This is a genomic window from Nitrosomonas sp. Is37 (assembly GCF_033063275.1).
GTDB lineage: Bacteria > Pseudomonadota > Gammaproteobacteria > Burkholderiales > Nitrosomonadaceae > Nitrosomonas.
Genome location: NZ_JAWJYP010000004.1, coordinates 106,361 through 125,836 on the forward strand (window position 1 = coordinate 106,361; position 19,476 = coordinate 125,836).

General features: G+C 42.2%; 15 protein-coding genes. 2 read left to right on the forward strand and 13 right to left on the reverse strand.

Going from position 1 to position 19,476, the window contains the following annotated elements; genetic code table 11:
- Window positions 1-104 precede the first annotated feature (104 nt).
- The 5 genes from R2Q26_RS03235 to R2Q26_RS03255 all read right to left on the reverse strand — a co-directional run bounded on the left by R2Q26_RS03235 (window position 105) and on the right by R2Q26_RS03255 (window position 8,460).
- Window positions 105-1,331: a pyridoxal-dependent decarboxylase, exosortase A system-associated gene (locus R2Q26_RS03235; protein ID WP_317534951.1), complete on the reverse strand. Its 1,227-nt coding sequence runs from the start codon at window positions 1,329-1,331 to the stop codon at window positions 105-107.
- A 5-nt stretch (window positions 1,332-1,336) separates the two neighbouring features.
- On the reverse strand, window positions 1,337-2,923 hold the full coding sequence (locus tag R2Q26_RS03240) for an acyl-CoA ligase (AMP-forming), exosortase A system-associated (RefSeq protein ID WP_317534952.1): 1,587 nt from the start codon (window positions 2,921-2,923) through the stop codon (window positions 1,337-1,339).
- 422 nt (window positions 2,924-3,345) lie between these two features.
- Window positions 3,346-4,704 carry a PEP-CTERM-box response regulator transcription factor gene (gene prsR / locus R2Q26_RS03245; protein WP_317534953.1) on the reverse strand — a complete coding sequence of 453 codons (1,359 nt, stop codon included), beginning with the start codon at window positions 4,702-4,704 and terminating at the stop codon, window positions 3,346-3,348.
- A gap of 258 nt (window positions 4,705-4,962) precedes the next feature.
- A complete protein-coding gene (prsK, locus tag R2Q26_RS03250; protein ID WP_317534954.1) occupies window positions 4,963-7,041 on the reverse strand; it encodes an XrtA/PEP-CTERM system histidine kinase PrsK in 2,079 nt (692 codons plus the stop codon).
- Between the two features lie 21 nt (window positions 7,042-7,062).
- Entirely contained in the window at window positions 7,063-8,460 is a 1,398-nt protein-coding gene (locus R2Q26_RS03255; protein ID WP_317534955.1) for a TIGR03013 family XrtA/PEP-CTERM system glycosyltransferase, read from the reverse strand.
- Window positions 8,461-8,801: 341 nt separating this feature from the next.
- On the opposite strand from R2Q26_RS03255, the gene dapF reads away from it, so the two are divergent.
- Together dapF and R2Q26_RS03265 are read left to right on the forward strand one after the other, a co-directional pair.
- Window positions 8,802-9,656 carry a diaminopimelate epimerase gene (gene dapF / locus R2Q26_RS03260; protein ID WP_317534956.1) on the forward strand — a complete coding sequence of 285 codons (855 nt, stop codon included), beginning with the start codon at window positions 8,802-8,804 and terminating at the stop codon, window positions 9,654-9,656.
- Between the two features lie 242 nt (window positions 9,657-9,898).
- The gene (locus tag R2Q26_RS03265; RefSeq protein WP_317534957.1) at window positions 9,899-11,605 is read left to right on the forward strand and encodes an ABC transporter ATP-binding protein; all 1,707 of its coding nucleotides are present in this window, start codon (window positions 9,899-9,901) and stop codon (window positions 11,603-11,605) included.
- Window positions 11,606-11,762: 157 nt separating this feature from the next.
- Here R2Q26_RS03265 and R2Q26_RS03270 read toward each other — a convergent pair whose 3' ends face one another.
- From R2Q26_RS03270 to R2Q26_RS03305, 8 genes are all read right to left on the reverse strand, one after another.
- Window positions 11,763-12,995 (reverse strand): multifunctional CCA addition/repair protein, encoded by a 1,233-nt coding sequence (locus R2Q26_RS03270; RefSeq protein WP_317534958.1) that lies wholly within the window; start codon window positions 12,993-12,995, stop codon window positions 11,763-11,765.
- Window positions 12,996-13,006: 11 nt separating this feature from the next.
- Window positions 13,007-14,881 (reverse strand): lytic transglycosylase domain-containing protein, encoded by a 1,875-nt coding sequence (locus R2Q26_RS03275; protein WP_317534959.1) that lies wholly within the window; start codon window positions 14,879-14,881, stop codon window positions 13,007-13,009.
- Between the two features lie 212 nt (window positions 14,882-15,093).
- Complete coding sequence (gene gdhA / locus R2Q26_RS03280) at window positions 15,094-16,437, reverse strand: NADP-specific glutamate dehydrogenase (protein WP_317534960.1); 1,344 nt, start codon at window positions 16,435-16,437, stop codon at window positions 15,094-15,096.
- A 287-nt stretch (window positions 16,438-16,724) separates the two neighbouring features.
- Window positions 16,725-17,333 (reverse strand): hypothetical protein, encoded by a 609-nt coding sequence (locus R2Q26_RS03285; RefSeq protein WP_317534961.1) that lies wholly within the window; start codon window positions 17,331-17,333, stop codon window positions 16,725-16,727.
- A gap of 27 nt (window positions 17,334-17,360) precedes the next feature.
- The gene (locus tag R2Q26_RS03290; protein WP_317534962.1) at window positions 17,361-17,660 is read right to left on the reverse strand and encodes a DUF167 family protein; all 300 of its coding nucleotides are present in this window, start codon (window positions 17,658-17,660) and stop codon (window positions 17,361-17,363) included.
- The gene (locus R2Q26_RS03295) at window positions 17,657-18,232 is read right to left on the reverse strand and encodes a YggT family protein (protein ID WP_317534963.1); all 576 of its coding nucleotides are present in this window, start codon (window positions 18,230-18,232) and stop codon (window positions 17,657-17,659) included. Before R2Q26_RS03295 ends, R2Q26_RS03290 begins: the two co-directional genes overlap by 4 nt.
- 39 nt (window positions 18,233-18,271) lie before the next feature.
- A complete protein-coding gene (proC, locus tag R2Q26_RS03300) occupies window positions 18,272-19,084 on the reverse strand; it encodes a pyrroline-5-carboxylate reductase (RefSeq protein ID WP_317534964.1) in 813 nt (270 codons plus the stop codon).
- Window positions 19,085-19,203: 119 nt separating this feature from the next.
- Entirely contained in the window at window positions 19,204-19,410 is a 207-nt protein-coding gene (locus tag R2Q26_RS03305; RefSeq protein WP_090572107.1) for a DUF2905 domain-containing protein, read from the reverse strand.
- Window positions 19,411-19,476: the final 66 nt, after the last annotated feature.

The following is a 19,476-nucleotide window of genomic DNA, read 5'->3' on the forward strand; positions in this document are numbered from 1 at the left end:
TCCGATTTGGATGTAAGGATTATGAAAGGACAAAAATTTTCGATTTACCAGTCAAGGTCCGCGTCCATTTCGTCAGCGTAAAAGCTCTGTATGGAAAATCTGGATTAAACTAATACTTCTAGCGGCTCAGGGTGGCTTAGAAAGGCTGTTGGGCTTGCTGTTAGACCATATGCACCAGATTGGAATATGACAATTAAGTCTCCAATATCTGCCTTGGACAATTCCATCTGGTCTGCTAACAAATCAAGTGGTGTACATAATGGACCCACTACGGATGCAATTTCTGTTTCAGAAGTTTCCACTTTGTTGCCAACAATCACAGGATAATTTTTACGTATGACTTGACCAAAGTTTCCTGAAGCAGCGAGATGATGATGCAACCCTCCGTCTGTCACTAGAAACACCTGTCCTTTTGATAATTTTTTGTCTAATACACGACATACATAAATACCCGCTTCTGCTACAATGTAGCGTCCCAATTCAATCACAAAGCGAGTTCCGGGCAACTCCCGTTTCACTTCAGATAATAGACGTTGTAAATTCTTTCCCACCGCAACAAGATCGAGCGGCTTTTCACCCGGAAAATAAGGTACCCCAAAACCTCCTCCGATATTCAATGTGCGAATCGGAACAGGCGAGACTTGTGCAAGTTGCAAACCTAACTGCAACGTTTTCTCATGGGTATCCTGGATAGCTTCTGCTTTAAGATTCTGTGATCCACAGAAAATATGCAATCCTTCTAAATCCAATCCTAGTTTGCTTATACGAGTAAGCATAGCAGGAACGCGTTCTACATCAATACCAAACTGTTTTGCTCCCCCGCCCATTTTCATTCCAGAAGATTTAAGCTCAAAATCTGGATTAATTCGAACAGCTACCTTAGGACAAATACTCATCTGTTCAGCTAGCGTCGCGATACGCTCCAATTCCCGCTCAGATTCCATGTTAATAACAATACCTGCGGCAATGGCGCAAGCAAGCTCATGCTCATTTTTTCCGGGACCTGCAAAGCTAATCCTGTCGGGAGGTATTATCGTGTCTAATGCAACTTTCATTTCCCCGAAAGAAGCCACGTCAATGCCATCCACTAACCCAGCCAAATGCTGAACAACAGCAGGCATAGGATTGGCTTTCATCGCATAGTGAAGATGAATCTCTTGAGGCAGACAGTGACGCAACAAACTGACACGTTCAGTAATCAGTCGTCTATCATAAGCGTAAAAAGGGGTCTTACCTACTCGTTGGGTGAGTCGTATAAGAGAAATACCCCCAATATGAAGACAATTATCCCGCACAGGATATTGCGTCATAGGAACATGTTTTGGACGCATAGCCGTCATATTTCTACTGGCATAAAGGTATGTAGAAATTCCTGAGCTATACTTTTACGATCAATTTTGCCATTTGGATTACGTAGTAGATGCCCTTGCCGTAGCTCTATTAAACTCGGCACCATAAAAGTGGGAAGATGTCGTTTGCAGACTGATAGCAATGTCTCAGGATCCAAATGAACCCCGTCAAGCGGTATCGCCACCACAATAATTGCCTGACCCAAAGTGGGGTGCGGCACACCGATTGCCACTGCTTCGGCAATACACTCCGTTGAGTAGATAATTTCTTCAATTTCAGCAGGGCCTACTCGGTAGCCCGAAGTTTTGATCATGTCATCGCAACGACCTATAAAATATAAAAAGCCTTCCTCATCCATACGTACCGTGTCACCCGACCATACAGCTATTTCTGGAATGGTCAAACCAGATTGGCATAGAAGAAGCGGTTTAAAATATTTTGCTGTCTTCTCAGCATCATTCCAGTAGCCCATGGATACTAATGGTCCGCGATGCACTAATTCTCCAGGCTCACCTGGCGCACATTGCGAACCATCCTCGCGCAGCACCAATACTTCAACGTTGGGTATCGCCTTGCCAATAGAGTCGGGACGTTTGTCTACTTCCTCCGGCGGCAAAAATGTCGAACGAAATGCTTCTGTCAAACCATACATCAGAAATATACTAGTATTGGGGAGGGCACAGCGAAGTTTATCAAGCGTTGCTCGGGGCATTGCTCCTCCCGAGTTAGTTATATAGCGCAGTGATGTAACCTTTTCCCACTTTAACTGAGCAAGTTGAATCCACAGTGGAGGAACAGCCGCAAGACCAGTGATGCTTTCGTGGATTGCTTCATCGATAATATCGCGCGGCAACAAATAATTCATCAACACATTGGTTGCCCCAACATAAAAAGCAGTCGTCAATTGACTCAAGCCGTAATCAAAACTGAGCGGTAGTATTGATAGAATTCGATCATCCTGATTATTTTTTAGGTATTGGGAAACACTTTTTGCCCCAGTGACCAGATTACGATGGGAAAGTACTACCCCTTTGGGCTTGCCTGTACTCCCCGAAGTATACAAGATTGCAGCCATGTCACTATCAATACACCGATACGGATGGATTGATCTTGGCATGGCCATGGCTTCTTGCCAGCAAATCACATGCATACCTGGAATGACTGGTAAATTTTCTGCTGATCCCACAACGATTACTGCATGAAGATCATGGCATTCGGATAAAACAGATATTAGTAAATTGAATCGATCAACTGATGTGACTAATATCCTCACATTACAGTCTTTAAGGATATAAGCTACTTGGGCTGCTTTAAGCAACGGGTTGATTGGCACAAAAACACCCCCCGCTGCGGAAGCACCAAACATGGCAATTACTGTTTCAAATCTTTTCTCAAGATAAATAGCAAGACGCTCCCCTCGCCCCAATCTCAAAGCCAGCAAAGCATCGGCTGCAAGCTCAATTTCTTGGGCCAGGGTGGCATAATCCAATCTCTGCTGCTGATACACAAGCGCTTCAGTAATAACACCACGATTTGCAGTATTAAAAACCAATTCATGAAATAGATGCGGCATTGTGAATACTCTACTGGCTAAAAGACGGTAACCTCGGGTTACAGCTCAAAGCTGGATTAATCGATTATTCAGGCGTTAGCTTCGTCATTTCACCTTCAAAATCATCATCCGATTACTGTGGCTTCTGATTCTTGAAATACTCCTTCTAACATCATCTGGGGTATTATCATTTTTGATGTAACTAATACTCTCTTGCTCACAAATGCTACCGTAGTAAAGTTCGCGCAAATGCCATACCCCAATACATATGATGAAGTGTATTGCCTACCCTACATGGCTTCCATACTTATAAAAATCTTTCATTCAGACAAGATATCATCTTTCGACTAAAGGGAAGAGATTTACTGAACCCCTAGCAAGGATTTTAAAATTTAAGGAGTAATAAACAATTTATCCATTATCTTAAAATAACTCTAGCTTACTCATTTGAGGCCATGTCGATTCATTAGATCATATAAAGTTGGACGGCTAATACCGAGCAACTCGGCTGCCTTTGCAATATTACCGTCTACCTTCGCTAGCGCTCTAACCACGGCTTTACATTCTTCCCTTTCACGAACCTCACGTAAGTTCATTGGTTCCGATAGAATTTCTGACTCCTGAAATCCTAAATCAGCCGGAGTAATCTGCGGTCCTTCTGCCATAATAACGATGCGCTTCATATAATTCTCCATTTCACGAACATTACCTGGCCAATGGTAAGTCTCAATTGCAGTCAACGCTTCCTGACTAAAGCTCAGTGAATGACGTCCCTCTTTTTCGCAAAACTTATTCTTGAAATGATGCGCTAGCAGTACTGTATCCCCTACTCGCTTGCGAAGAGGAGGAATTTTAATGGGAATCTCACCCAACCGATAAAATAAATCTTCACGAAAACGACCTTCTTCAATCAGCTTCTTAAGATTTTGATGAGTTGCACAGACAACACGTACATCTACGGAAATTTCTTCTCGCCCTCCAATACGCTCAATCACTCGCTCCTGAAGAAAACGCAGTAATTTTGCCTGCAACGATATCGGTAAATCTCCTACTTCATCAAGAAAGAAAGTGCCTCCTTGAGCTAACTCAATTTTACCTGGTGCTTGCTTAACTGCCCCAGTGAAAGCCCCTTTCTCGTAACCAAACAACTCGCTCTCAAGCAGAGACTCAGGGATAGCAGCGCAATTTATTGCTATGAAACGTCCTTCTTTGCGAGCACTATGCTGATGAAGTGCTCTAGCCAGGACTTCTTTACCTGTGCCGCTTTCACCTAGTAACATAACTGTAGCATCTGAGGTCGCAACTTTTTCAATGTTACGACACATTTTAATCATGTCCGGATCACGCGTAATAATTCCAGAAATTGGAGAATCCAACTGAGAAAGTAGCAGATTGCGATTTTCACGTTGCAAGCCATACAAATAAAAGGCTCTATCAACAATTAAACTCAGCATCTTGGGATCATAAGGCTTTTGATGAAAGTCATACGCACCCAATTCAATTGCTTTTAAGGCATTCCTATGATCCTGATTACCTGTCAAAACGATTATTTTGGTATCTGGTGCAAGTGCAAGTATCTGTTGTAAGGTAGCTAATCCTTCAGAAGCACCGTCAGGATCTGGCGGCAAACCGAGATCCATGGTAACGACCGCAGGCTCATGTCGACGAACTTGTGCAAGTGCGCTTTCTCGGTCTGCAGCTACGGAAATATCATAATTATCGAAACTCCAGCGCAATTGTTTCTGCAACCCAAGATCATCTTCAATTATGAGTAATTTTTTCTGGCTACTACTTGCTTTCATCTTTTTGTATAACGTTTCGACATGTTCATTACCACCCAAAGAGCAATACGCGTGATATCAAATGAAGTTTATTAGCACTTATCAAAAAGAACGAAAAACTGAACTAGTGTTTAATTGCATTAATTCATTACAAGCTTTCTGAGGTTTATATCTATAAAAAACAACTGGTTAACTAAGATAATAAAATAACTTATTTTTGCAATTAAACACTAGATTCTATAAGAGAAAGAGCACAATTAATCTTAGAAAATAATAATCTTATTTTCCTGATATTTTTTGAGAAAGTGGCAAAATAATCGAGAAAGTTGTTCCTACTGATTCCTGACTAATAACATCAAGTTGCCCTCCGAGTTCGTTAATATATTCTTTACTCTCAAAAACACCGATACCCATACCAGCTGTTTTAGTAGACTCAAAAGGCTTAAATAGCTTTTTCTGAATAAATTGTTCGCTCATGCCATGCCCAGTATCTTCGATTTCTATCACAGCAGAATCATCTTTTTCTAAGAGTCGAACCCAAACTTGCCCATTCTTAGGAGTAGCTTCAATTGCATTCTGAATTAGATGACTAATCACTCTCTCAAGGCGAGAATAATCAGCTTTTACCATCAAACCTGAATTAGTAATTTCAAGCGTAGGCCTGGGCATATTGAAGGATTTTCTCTCCACGATTTGCTGTAATAATTGATCAACAGAAAGAATTTCCGATTTTTCAGATTGATTTTCAGTGCTTAATTTTTCAAGCAGCCGTTTCATTTTACTTACCGAAAAACTCACCGTTTCAACCATATCTTCCTGAAATTCAGGATTATCCTTATGCTTTTCAGCATTTGAAAGTAACAAAGATAATTGAAAAATTAGATTCTTGATATCATGCACGACAAAAGTTGACATACGATTGAAAGATTCAAATTGACGTGCAATTGAGAGTGCATTAGTAGCTTCGTATTGTGCTAAATAACTCGATGCCTGAGTACCCGCCACCCTTAATAAATCCCTAACTTCCCAATTTAAATTAATAGCACTCCTAGGTTCAATCAATACGATAAATCCCAGCAATTCCCGATGCAAAATTAATGGCACAATCAATCGAGATTTTGGAATGTCAGATAACCAATTTGGTAGCACCAAAGCTGAATATTTCCTTGGGTCGGAGTAAAATTCCCGTAAATCAATCACCCATGCTTTTTCTTCTAAAAATTTACAAAATTTGTTGTCAGCTTCGACAATTTCATTTTTTAGAAAAATGTTCCAGCCAGCAATCAAATGATATCTTCCATTTTCCTGTCTAAACCATAATCCACCTGCAGGACTTTCCACTAGTTGAGCAAGCGCTTTGATTGCACGCACTCTTAGTTCCAGTTCACCCTCTGAAAGAGTTCGTGTAAAACGTAACCATTCTTCACGGTAATCATAGTTAGAGCTATAAAAATGCTTGCTAATGAATACCTTAAGCCAAGAACGAGGGGTATCAGAAAATAGTAAAATTATAAGAAGCAGAACAGCGCCAAATAAAAAAGTGAGCTGTAAAATCCCTCCCCAAACCCCACCGGAAAGCCTGAGGTAGTAACCGACAGCCGCCATCACAAGTAAATATATGGCAGCACCCAGTAAGGTAGACGTATAGAACAAAACATGCCGTGATATGGAAATTCCTACAATCCACTTTGGATTACGGGCAACCGAGCGTGCGATCAAAGGAACAATCAAAGCGTTTATCCACCCTCGAGCAACCCATATATCAACATTTATTTTTCTAAACAATAGTGCATCGCTAAATAAGTAAAAATCATATACGAAAATACCCCCCATCCCCAGGCAGATAAATTTTATCCTCCAGCGTTGTTCAGATGACATGTTTCTGTAATATTGCTCAACGAGAACTATCCCAATTACGGCCATTATCACACCTGTAAAAAAGGTGCTGTAAGAAGTGGGTTGACCAAGTGGAGCAAATCCGACGCCATTATTTCTATCAAAAAAAATAGACAGTATGAAAAAAATAAGATAAAGCACCATTATGGTTGCTACGGCTGGCCTTATCCTCAGAGGAACAGAATTTTCTTTCCTCTGCTGAAAAGGATTCAGTAAAGCTATCAAGAATATAGACCAACTTGCATTGCGCAAAATTTCAAGAATTTTTACAAGAAAAGTTGATGAAAAACCCCAGGATAATTGGCCTGCGATAGCTGCAGCCCAAAAAGCAGAAACTATACAAACAATTGCCAGCAACGTCCCATACAAGTGTCCACGCCAATTCGCCAGCAAAAGGACAAATAAGAAAAAATAAGCCACAGCTGTTGTGGCATAGCTAACCGCAGTAATTGTTGCCCACATTATAGAAATAGTACTTGATTGTCATCTGCCACCTTTACCCAAAAGAACAACACCCACAGTGTTTATAAGTATGATGAGATCAAGAAATAAGCTGTGATTTTTTACGTAGTAGAGATCATATTGCAGCTTCTCGATTGCGTCTTCTACCGAAAAGGCATACGGATAACGTACTTGCGCCCATCCGGTCATTCCAGGTTTAATACTATGCCTAACATTGTAATAGGGCACCTCCCCAATAAGCATATCGACGAAATAAGGCCTTTCAGGGCGAGGTCCCACTAAACTCATTTCTCCTTTGAGCACATTAATAATCTGAGGGAGTTCATCTATCCTTAATTTCCGAATAATCTGCCCAATTTTAGTAACACGAAGATCGTCTGTTACCGCCCATTGCGGCTGACCACTTTTTTCCACATCGCTTTGCATACTGCGAAACTTAATTACCAGGAAGGTCTTCCCCCCTTTTCCCACTTTTTCCTGCCGATAGAAAACAGGTCTACCATCTTCCATTAAAATAAGAATGACCGTCAGTAACATGACTGGTAGTGTTACAATTAAAAGTAGTAGACTTGCAAGCAAATCAAAAATACGCTTAATCGTAGCTCTAAAAAAACTTTGATCAAAACCACCACCAAACACTAACCAACTTGGATAAAGTGAATCCATACGAATTTGACCACGCTCACGTTCAAAGAGAGTAGCAATATCCGTTACCTCAATACCATGCATCTTACATTCCAATAACTCCTGAATAGGAAATCCTCCTCCTCGCCGTTCCTGTGTTGCAATGATTATCTCGCTAACATCGTACTGATTAACCAGATATGGCAATGAGCTATGTTTTGACAATACTACCGAAGCAGGTACATGACGATCTTCCTCATAAAACGGAACAAAACCAACAATATCTATATTACGTAAAATTGAGTTATCTTCTGCTAAACTCAAAAGCTCTCCCGCCACACTTCCTGTTCCAAGCACTAGAGCACGTGACCGAAGAACTTCCAGATTAGGCCATCGGAAAAAGATCATACGTGTTATAAGAATTAATAATAACGCGAGTAATATCACTATCGCCAACAGCCCACGACCTAGATATAATTCCGGAAATAGATAAAAAATCAGAGTCATGATTGCAAAACCCATGGCTAATGATGGCATCAAACGCAATAATGTAGATTCAATATCCAGCCTTGAATCTTGCTGGTACATACCCATCGCAGCCATACAGGTAATCATTACAAAAATAAAAACAATGGCTCCCGGCAAGTAAGAAAGTAGCAAATCAATGAAAGAAATCTCCAAATAATGAAAACGAACACCGATCCCCAAGAAAAAAACAATCATTAGCAAGCATATCTCTATGCTAATAAGTAATATCGTAAATTTAGAAATGTAATGGTTATAAACACGGATCAAAATACTCTTCCTAATTAAAATAGTTTAAGTAAGATAAACTCAATATGCTTTCACTGTTCCTAATTCCACAATGCTACTTTAAATAAAAAAAATTAATCATTTCTCCAAAGGGTATATTTATTTGTATCTTTATTTTTATTGTTTCATTGCTCGAGGAGAATTAGGCTGCAGCCTTGAATCAAAGTTTCATGCCTATGATACTTTTTACCATTTGACAGAAGAAATTGCCCTCCGCAAGTAATGGCACATCAATTCGATAGTCCCGTGCTAACCTCTCGATCTAAATGAGGCAGGATTAAACCCGTTAGGGTTATTAAAATCACAATCAATGGAAAAATTATATGAAACTAAAATTTACCAAAATGCATGGGTTAGGTAATGATTTTGTGGTCATTGATGGCATCAACCAAACGATCCCACTTACCCCTGAAAACATTCGCTGGCTAGCCGATCGCCATTTTGGAATCGGCTGCGATCAAGTGTTGATAGTTGAAAAAGCAACCAGCAATGCAGATTTCTGTTACCGGATTTTTAATGCGGATGGCAGTGAGGTAGAACAATGCGGGAACGGTGCGCGCTGTTTTGTACGTTTTGTGCATGACCATGGTTTAACTAAAAAGAGAGAAATTTGTGTTGAAACAGCAGGCGGCTTAATCTTCCCCAGATTGGAAATAAACGGTGAAGTGACCGTCAATATGGGTATTCCTAGATTTGAACCTGCAGATATTCCCTTTTTAGTTGAGAAACGTGACCTGACATATACACTCAACGTCAATGATAAACAAATAGAAATTAGTGCTGTTTCCATGGGCAACCCCCATGCCGTTCAGATTGTACCCGATATCGAAGATGCCGCGGTATCGACAGATGGTAGACTGATGGAGTCGCATCCCCGCTTTCCTCAACGTGTCAATGCAGGTTTCATGCAAATCATCGACAGTCGTCACATTAAATTGCGAGTCTATGAACGCGGAGCGGGCGAAACACTTGCCTGCGGCACAGGTGCCTGCGCTGCAGTGGTCACGGGTATTGAACGCGGTCTACTGGCATCTAAAGTCAAAGTCAGTACCCATGGCGGTGATTTATGGGTACAGTGGGAAGGAAAAGATCAACCCGTGTTTATGACTGGTCCTGCAACCACAGTATTTGAAGGAGTGATCGAATTACCCCCTAATGAGCATCGAAATGAGAAATGAATTACTAATATAAAATAATGACGTAAAATGCATAAGATTTCGAGTCTGCTATCAGCCGAGTCACATTTCAACTAAATAATAAAATTTCTAAAACGAAATATCATAATTTCTTATCAGCATTTTATTACAAAGAAAGAAGCATCGTACGTTTAAGATTACTGATATATCTATTGCAGTTGCATTTATCAGCGCCATCAAACCCTCAGTCAAATAAAAATTAGGTAAAACAAAGAAATCAGTCTATGCGCACATTACTTACCTATATTATGGTTTTCCCCCGACGCAGCGCATTCGTACTGATTGCTCTATTATTAGCAGGGGTCGCCGAAGCGCTTAGCCTGACAGCGTTACTCCCGCTTCTTTCCGTCGCAGTGGGCGAGACAGATGAGTCCAGTATGGGTCAATTCATGGTTCAAAGCCTACAACGTATTGGTATTGAACCTACTATTGATATCATCTTGCTGATCATTGTTAGTGGTATGCTTATTAAGGGAGTGATCCTGCTTCTTACGAACCGAGAGGTAGGCTATACCGTTGCACATGTCGCAACTGCACTGCGCTTAAATCTCATTGAAGCGTTACTTGCCAGTCGCTGGCAATATTATCTACGTCAACCGGTTGGAGCACTAGCCAACTCGGTTGCTACAGAAGCTTATCGTGCGGCAAACGGTTTTGAGCATAGCGTCGATATACTTGCGTTATCCGTTGTGGCCCTCGTACATGTTATTGTTGCACTATTCATTTCCTGGCAGGCAACCATCGGCTCTCTCCTTATTGGAGTCATCTTGTTTATCGTACTGCATCGGTTGGTACGTGCGACTCGACGGGCAGGAACGAAGCAAACTCACTTACTGCGCCATTTATTGAGCTATTTATCCGATGTGTTAAGTTCGGTGAAATCCTTAAAGGCAATGGCACGGGACAATGTGGCTGATGCAATTTTACATGATCAATCGTGTAAACTAGAAAAAGCCACTCGCAAAGAAGTTATCAGCAGGGCTGCATTACTTGCGTTACAGGAACCCATACTCGCAACACTGACAGCAAGTGGTTTATATCTCGCTTTAGTTGTGTGGAATCTTTCTCTGCCAGAAGTGATGGTTATGGCTTTCTTGTTAACCCGTATGCTTGGTCTACTCAATAAAATACAACGCCGTTACCAGCAACTGACAGTTCAAGAAAGTGCTTATTGGGCGCTGCGCACAGCGTCTGAAGAGGCACAGGCTGCTGCTGAAAGAACAACCGGTACTTTGGCACCAACCCTTCAACAAGGTATCAGCCTTCGTCATATTGCCTTTGATTATGATCGGAAGTCTATTTTCAACGACCTCAATATTGATATACCGATTAAAACCTTTACTGCAGTAATCGGTTCTTCTGGTGTGGGTAAAAGTACTTTACTTGACCTGTTATGCGGACTTGCAGAAGCTAGGTCTGGCGAAATTCTCATAGATGGCGTTGCATTACATAATATTGATCTGCGACTGTGGCGACATTTAATCGGATATGTATCTCAGGATACAGTGCTACTCCATGACACAATACTCAACAATGTACTTGTGGGCGCACCTGCACTTAATTCTGCTGATGCGGAGCGGGCGCTACAACAGGCTGGCGCTTGGGATTTTGTCAGTACTTTTCCAGAAGGATTACAAACAATTGTAGGTGAGCGAGGGGGTATGCTTTCTGGTGGGCAGCGTCAGCGCATCGCGATTGCTCGAGCATTGGCTCATCAACCACTCCTGCTGCTGCTTGATGAGCCAACCAGTGCGCTCGACCCAGAAAGTGAAAAAACAATTTGTGAAACATTGCAAAAATTAGCGCGAGATTACACGATTGTCGCAGTATCCCATCAACCTGCAGTCATCAATGCTGCTGATCGTGTTTTTATTCTTTCCAATGGTCAAGCAGAACTATTAACCCATACACAAAGTAAAAATACTTACTAGCGTGGGACGATTAAACCAGGAAGTTTTTATCTCATCTGATCGCGGTTTCCAGGCTATTCCACTTCTAAATCAAACCTGATTTTGTCAGTTTCCCCTTGCCGTATTATTTATACTGCCTATGGTTCGCCTTTGCGTCATGTTTGACTTGGAAATGGAATTAGCTAAAACAGTTCGTTATTTCGGCAATACGTGCCTCACGTACCCTAGCATTGATCAACTTAGGCAAATCAGCCGGATCCACATCGCTGCGCTTGAGCTCAACAGCAATGGCACCTGCGTCAACACTTCTCGCGACGGTAAATGCTTTGATTAATCGTTCAAATTGCGGATAGGGCTTATCAGCATAGCCTGGGCGACCATGAAAATCACAAGCACAAGCCTCGAGAAATGCTACAAAACGATTTGGTTTACGATACGCATCCATTGCCTGCAACATATCGGCAATCGTTGCAGAACGTAGCTCCTCAGCGCGGTGCACATCCCCATGGAAGCGAGCAACAAGTAATGCTAAATCACGTTCTTCCTTAGGAATTCTAATACGCTCACTCAGATCTTTCACCAATGCTACGCTACGCATTTCGTGTCCAATATGCCGCGGCCATTCATCTGGAGGTGTTGTTCCCTTACCAAGATCGTGAGTAAGCGCAGCAAAACGAACAGCCAATGAATACCGACGTGATGCTGCATAATCAATAGCCATCATGACATGCACACCAGTATCAACCTCTGGATGAGACTGTACTGGCTGAGGAACACCGAATAACGCATCAACCTCAGGAATGATGCGTGACAACGCACTGCATTCACGCAGAACATAAAACATCCGGGAAGGGTGATGTTCCATCAGTCCACGTGCGATTTCCTGCCATACCCGCTCTGGCACGAGTGCTTCAGCTTCTCCGTTATGCACCATTTCTCTCATTAAATCTAGCGTCTCAGGGGCAATATGAAAACCAAAGCGTGCAGCAAAACGGGCAACGCGCAGCACCCGGACCGGATCTTCCACAAAAGCTGGACTGATATGACGTAACACACCCGCCTCAAGATCAGCAATTCCATTAAATGGATCGATAATATTTCCATTTTGATCCTTGGCAATTGCATTAATCGTCAGGTCACGCCGGACTAAATCTTCCTGTAATGTCACCTCTGGGGAAGCAAAGACCTCGAAACCCTTATAGCCACGTGAAATCTTGCGTTCTGTACGCGCTAATGCATACTGCTCTTGAGTTTGAGGATGAAGAAAAACTGGAAAATCTTTACCGACAGGGCGGAAACCAAGCCGTACCATTTCTTCCGGATTAGAACCCACAACAACATAATCATGATCTTTTACCGGCAGTCCCAGCAATTCATCACGTACTGAACCACCTACTCGATAAATCTTCATAAAAAGAACGATTATTGCTTAGGAGAAACGGTTCCTAAGCGTTGCGTTAATGTGGGTATAGGCTGGTGACCAAAGTTATTCGCATAATACATTGAATTATTTAAGACTACTTTGACATAATCACGCGTTTCGTTGAAAGGAATAGTCTCAGCATAAATTGCCCCTTCCAATGGTCTCATATCATCGCGCCACTGCTTGGCCCTACCAGGTCCTGCGTTGTAAGCAGCTGCAGCCAATAGCGGTTGATTATTAAATAAAGTTAATACATGCTTTAAATAATAAGTCCCTAACCGGAGATTGGTATTGATATCAGTAACAAGATGATTGTGAAAATTCTGCATACCCAATTTTCCTGCAACCCATTTTGCAGTGGCCGGCATTAACTGCATTAAACCCATGGCGCCAGCACTCGATTTGATATCAGCGATAAAGCGGCTTTCCTGGCGGATCAGACCATATACAAATGCTTCATCAAGCTCTTGATATCGCAATACTTCCCTCATCTGCTCACGGTAGGGTGCAAGGTAACGCAAATTGAAGTTATGCTGCGATACAGTCTGGATAGCTGTATTGATCGCACGATCATATAAACCATGGCGATAGGCTACCTCTGCAGCAGCCAACAATTGCTCGTCATTAAAATTACGGATTGTCCAAACCCACTCACGATTTGCTTCCACGCGCAGATTGAGCTGGTACAGCGCAAGTGCACGCTGAATTCCAGGCACCCGCTGCATATCACTGATTTCTTGCATGCTGGATTGATAATTAGCAGCTGGTTCACTAAACATAACCCCCAACTCTTCTTTTGCCATCTGCCCATAATAGCTATGCTCATGGCTAAGCGGTGCAAGAATTTCATTAGCCGCGACTAGTTCGCCTTTAGTTTTTAACGACCGCGCCTTCCAGTAGCGCCATACATCAGCTTGCTGCATAGCAGAAGGCATACTCTCTATACATTGCATAACGAGATCCCATTTTCCCTCTCGAAGTGCAACCCGAGCTTTCCAGGCAAGTTTAGCCTCTGTAAGGGGGTAAACCCGCTTGCTGTTTGCAGCATCCAGAAACCAACCCAGGGCCCGTGGATCTTGCTTAAGGGCTGCCCGGTATGCCAGAGTACTCAAAAAATAGGATTGATCGGATTCTGGAAACTGCTTGTGTATTTTGTGCCAGCGCGCATAAGCCTGATTCGTCCCGCTACGCAGTAGCTGGGAGAGAGCAAACAATGCAATTTCACGATCAACCCGGGATCTAAAGTCATGCTGGTATTTCTCCAGATAATGTTGCGGATCTCTGGCTATTTCCTTGAGTCTCTGCTCGTTTAGTACTTGGTTAACTGGCAAATAGCGGCTAATATGCCTTGCTACTCTCGTATTCCCTGCCTCTAGTGCTAATCTGATTCGAGACCAAATATCTTCCGACGATATTTGCCCTGTAGTAACCAATATATTGAATATGGAAGTACAGCTATCAGGCATATCACGCTCAGTAAACCAAAGTAATCGGGCTTGATCCGATGCTTCTCTATCTCTCGCAGCTAAACGCTGCTGTAGAGAGTAACAGATGAGATCATCATCTTTATTGTTCAACTTTGGATATTCTTCCGCAAACAATGCCCAGTGTTGCTTTTTTCCAAGAATTCTTAACCAGTCTCCACGCAATCTATCTGCAACAAGGCTATCGTGGTGACGCGCAAGAAATGCTCTAATTGTGCCAATATCAGTTGTTCCCAGATATAAACGCAATTGATAGTATTCTACATACGGTGCAAGCACATGATTCTGCAAGTTTCTTGCGTAAAATGTTACACGTGTGGCATCCCCTGTCCTGAAAGCCTCTCGCATCGCCAAAAAATCTTCCCCTTGACCAGCTACAAGCGATTTCATGGAACAGATCAGAAATAAACTGAATAAAAATTTTCTCATGCCAGAATTATTAGCTTTTGAATCCAAAATACAAAAGAGCACGAATCATTGAGAATCAAGGCTTTGTCAGTTAGATTTGGATTATCGCAATACCTTATTGCGATAATCCATAGACTAGAAACAACATAGCTTTATTGCTACTAAAATAATCAAATTTCTAGTATCTCAATTCCTCAAATGACTCCTTGAGCCAGCATTGCATCAGCTACTTTAACGAAACCAGCTACATTAGCACCATCAACATAATTGATACGACCATCATCCCGCTCGCCGTATTGCAAACACGCTTGGTGGATAGCTCTCATAATCTCCTGTAACCGTGCATCGACTTCCTCATGTGACCAGAAAAGTCGCATTGCCTGTTGACTCATTTCCAGGCCAGATGTAGCCACCCCTCCCGCATTACTTGCTTTACCTGGTGCAAATAAAACTTTAGCATGCTCGAAACGCTTCACAGCACCAGCGGTACAAGGCATATTTGCACCTTCTGCTACACAGATCACACCATTTTTAATCAAAAATGCCGCGTCGTCTTCACTGATTTCATTCTGTGTCGCACACGGCAAGGCAACATCTACAGGCACATGCCATGGTTTTTCTCCTGGAAGAAACTTAGCTCCTATTCTCTCAGCATACTCGTTCACACGGCCATAAAGAACATTTTTTACTTCTGACAGGATAGCGAGCTTTTCAGGTGTGAACCCTGCCTCATCAACCACTGTTCCACTCGAATCTGAAATAGTCACTACTTTTGCACCAAAGGTCATTGCCTTTTCTACTGCATATTGCGCTACATTACCTGACCCTGACACGGCAACGCGAAGACCATCTAATGATTGACCGACGTATCTAAGCATTTCATCAACAAAATAAACTGTACCATAACCTGTAGCTTCTGGGCGAACCAATGAGCCGCCAAAACTGATTCCTTTACCAGTAAACACACAATCTGAATGATTAGTCAATTTTTTAACCATGCCTGCCATGTAACCAACTTCTCGACCACCAACACCGATATCGCCTGCAGGAACATCCGTATCAGCACCAATGTGACGAAATAGTTCGCTCACAAAAGCCTGACAAAAACGCATGATTTCACCGGGACTTCTCCCTTTAGGATCGAAATCTGAGCCCCCTTTACCGCCTCCCATGGGTAAAGTCGTCAAAGCATTCTTAAACGTTTGTTCAAACGCTAAAAACTTGAGAATGGATAGATTGACTGAGGGATGGAAACGAATACCCCCTTTATATGGACCAATCGCTGAGTTATGTTGTATACGGTAACCACGATTAACTCTTACTTCACCGCTATCATCGACCCAGGAAACACGGAATATAATTATGCGTTCTGACTCTACAATTCTATCCAGTAAGCCATGTTCAGCATAACGGGGATTGCGGGTAATAAAAGGCCATAAACTCTCAATAACCTCAGTAACAGCTTGCATGTACTCCGGTTGACCAGGGTTACGTTCAGAAACATAATTCCTGAATTCCTCAATACTCTTATACTTCATCCTACATTTTCTCCTCTAAAATTAAATAAATAACCATTCCATTTATACGCATTCTGCCATCAATCCAAATATTCCACTGATTTTTTATTCGATTGCAAATCTTTTATATATGAAGAAAACGATACTTTGTTTGCTTGCCGACAAAGTACAAATTAAACCATTCAATGATATAAATGGCATACGAATAAGCTTTTTTACTTAACCCTTACTTAAACATAAAATACTAAGCAAAAAAACGGATTGGTAGGAATTTTTTGTAGAAAAAAGCGCAAGATGATAATGTATGGCTATATGATACTGACTCCTTGCAGGAAAGAGCCTTCCAATCTTTTACTATTCCAGCATTCCAGTTCGAACTGAACAGTTTGCACACCATAACTAGGTGCTGCGCTCGTCCAGGCTAGCAAAAATCCAGAATCATTTTTAACCAGCTGTGGAATACCGCTATCCCGCCCTGGGCTGATGTCAATCAACTGTTTTATCGGTCCCATCGTTCCATCTGTAAATATTTTACGTGCAACAAGACTTGCTTTTCTGGTCACGCTATTCATTGCAGCTAACCACATGACCAGTGCCGTGTGATTATTTAACCATTCAACCCTTATTCTGCCGGAAGGTTTGGCATCGTCCACCTCAAAGTATTGATCAAACTGCAATGTGTTGCCGCTGGAAAATGCAGCACGCACTCGTGGACGACTTCCCTCCGCAGTAAACCAGCTTGCTACAATATGATCTCTACGGGCTGCTAATGCCGGACCATTAACCGGGCATCCATCAATCGACCAACCTTCCTGGCTAAGTGCTGAAGGGGATGTCCATTTGCCTTGAATCAGACGGGCAATATGGTGATCACGAACCACATGGTCACGCCGACCACGTCCTACGTCATTCGGCAAATAGCAATAAGCGGATATCGATACAACCTATTTTAAACAATCATCTGCTAAAAGTACTTGTATCCCCATAGAAGGTTGATAGATTTCAACTATCTTGTAGCGAGATTGCGCTCCCTGCTTGAGGGACACCTGCCGCAATGGTACCTGGAAACGTTCAGCAAGAAATTTTAATAACGCTTTATTTGCCTTACCTTCAACAGCTGGGGCGGAAAGTTTTATTTTAAGCGCATCACCGTGCAACCCGACCGATTCGGTATGCTTTGCGCCCGGTTGAATATAAAGCCTTAAAATAAGATTGTGATTGCCATCACATTGATACCAGCTCATCTGAACATGACTGAGATTTCCTGTTGCACACCTGCCACAATCATTAATAGCAACTGCACCACGATAATGGCGAACAAAGGTGACAGATCAACATTGGCGACAGGGGGGAAACGGCGTTGGAAAACCCCTAAAATTGGTCGAGTAAAACTATCAAGTATCGGTGCTAATGGACTGTAGGGATTAATCCAGGAAAGTACTGCTTGGACAATAATCATGATCATAACAATGTACAACGTCATTCTAACAAGTTCGACCAATGCCAGTAGCCCAAATCCTATGAATATGCTTACAGCGGATGAATCGAGCGCATACCCCTGCAAAATACTCACTCCCACCAAGATAATAAATTGGGCAAGCCAAGCCAGCACCAATGTGGAAAGATCAAAACCCCTCCAAGAGGGAATTATCCGACGCACCGGCCGAACGATAAAGTTGGTAATGGCAACAAGAAATTTTGATAATGGATTATAGTAAGGCGCACGCAACAATTGCATATAGAAACGTAGCAGTAACGCAAGGGAAAATAGGCCAAGTACGGTATCTAAAAGAAATATTAATATTTGACTGGACATCAATTGCTCCCTGAAGATTTTGGTACTAGAAGTTAAAGGCTATTTGCTACCCAATTCATCACCCATTTGCTGAGCACGCTTGAAGGCTACATGAATTGCACGCACAATTGCATTTTTAATATCATCCTGCTCCATCTTTAGTAGTGCCTGCTCAGTCGTCCCACCTTTCGAAGTTACCCGAGATCGTAAGATACCAACATCTTCTTCACTCTGACTTGCCAGTTGCACCGCACCTAAAAAGGTTTGCAAAGTTAGTTGTTTTGCTTGCTCTATACTCAGACCTAATTCCACACCAGCCTGTAACATCGCCTCAATAAAATAGAAAATATAAGCAGGACCACTCCCTGAAATAGCAGTCACGGCGTCCAATAGCGTTTCCTGCTCCACCCACAATACCGATCCCACCGCATTTAGAATGGAGGTAGCATTTTCCTTCTGTTGATTAGTCACGGTAGGTAACGCATACAGGCCAGTGACTCCAGCACGAATCAAGGAAGGAGTATTGGGCATGGCCCGTACTATATAGCTATAACTGCCTAGCCAGCGAGATAAATCTGACGTACGAATGCCGGCCGCGATAGAAATAACCAACTGACCAGTGAGTAAGGGAGCGAGTTGCTCTGCTACGGTAAAAAGCTGCTGTGGCTTAACTGCCAAAATGATAACATCGCGATCGATAATACCTGCTGCAAGCTCAGTCCCAGTTGTTACTCCAAATTGATGTTTGATTTTGTCCCGATTTTCTGGATTTATTTCTACAACATGTATTTGTGCTCTAGGATAGTCTTGCTGCAATAGTCCACCGATCAAAGCGCTGGCCATATTGCCGCCACCAACAAACGTAATATTCATATTATTCCCAAACTCATATTTTTCTAAGCAAGCAATTACTCGTATTTAGCTTGTTTTAATAAATCAGCGCCAATAACATTCTCAGGTTATATCTCGTTGCTTTGGCTTAAGTAACCGTCTTAGCGCTTGAATATGTTTATGATTATCGTGAGCACGATGCTCACGATAATCATGGAAGTAATAGGTATAAAAACCTTTACTCGCTCTGTTTCTATCCTGATATCGCCGGGCAATTTACCAAACCAGCTTAATAACCAGGGAGCCACATGCAATATTGCGCCCAGAATAAGCAGTATTACACCAGCAATCATGATCCACCGTGCCATAAAATCCATACCTAAAATAACGTTCGTGTTAGAAAGGTTAGAAATAACTTACTGGCAGACTTTATA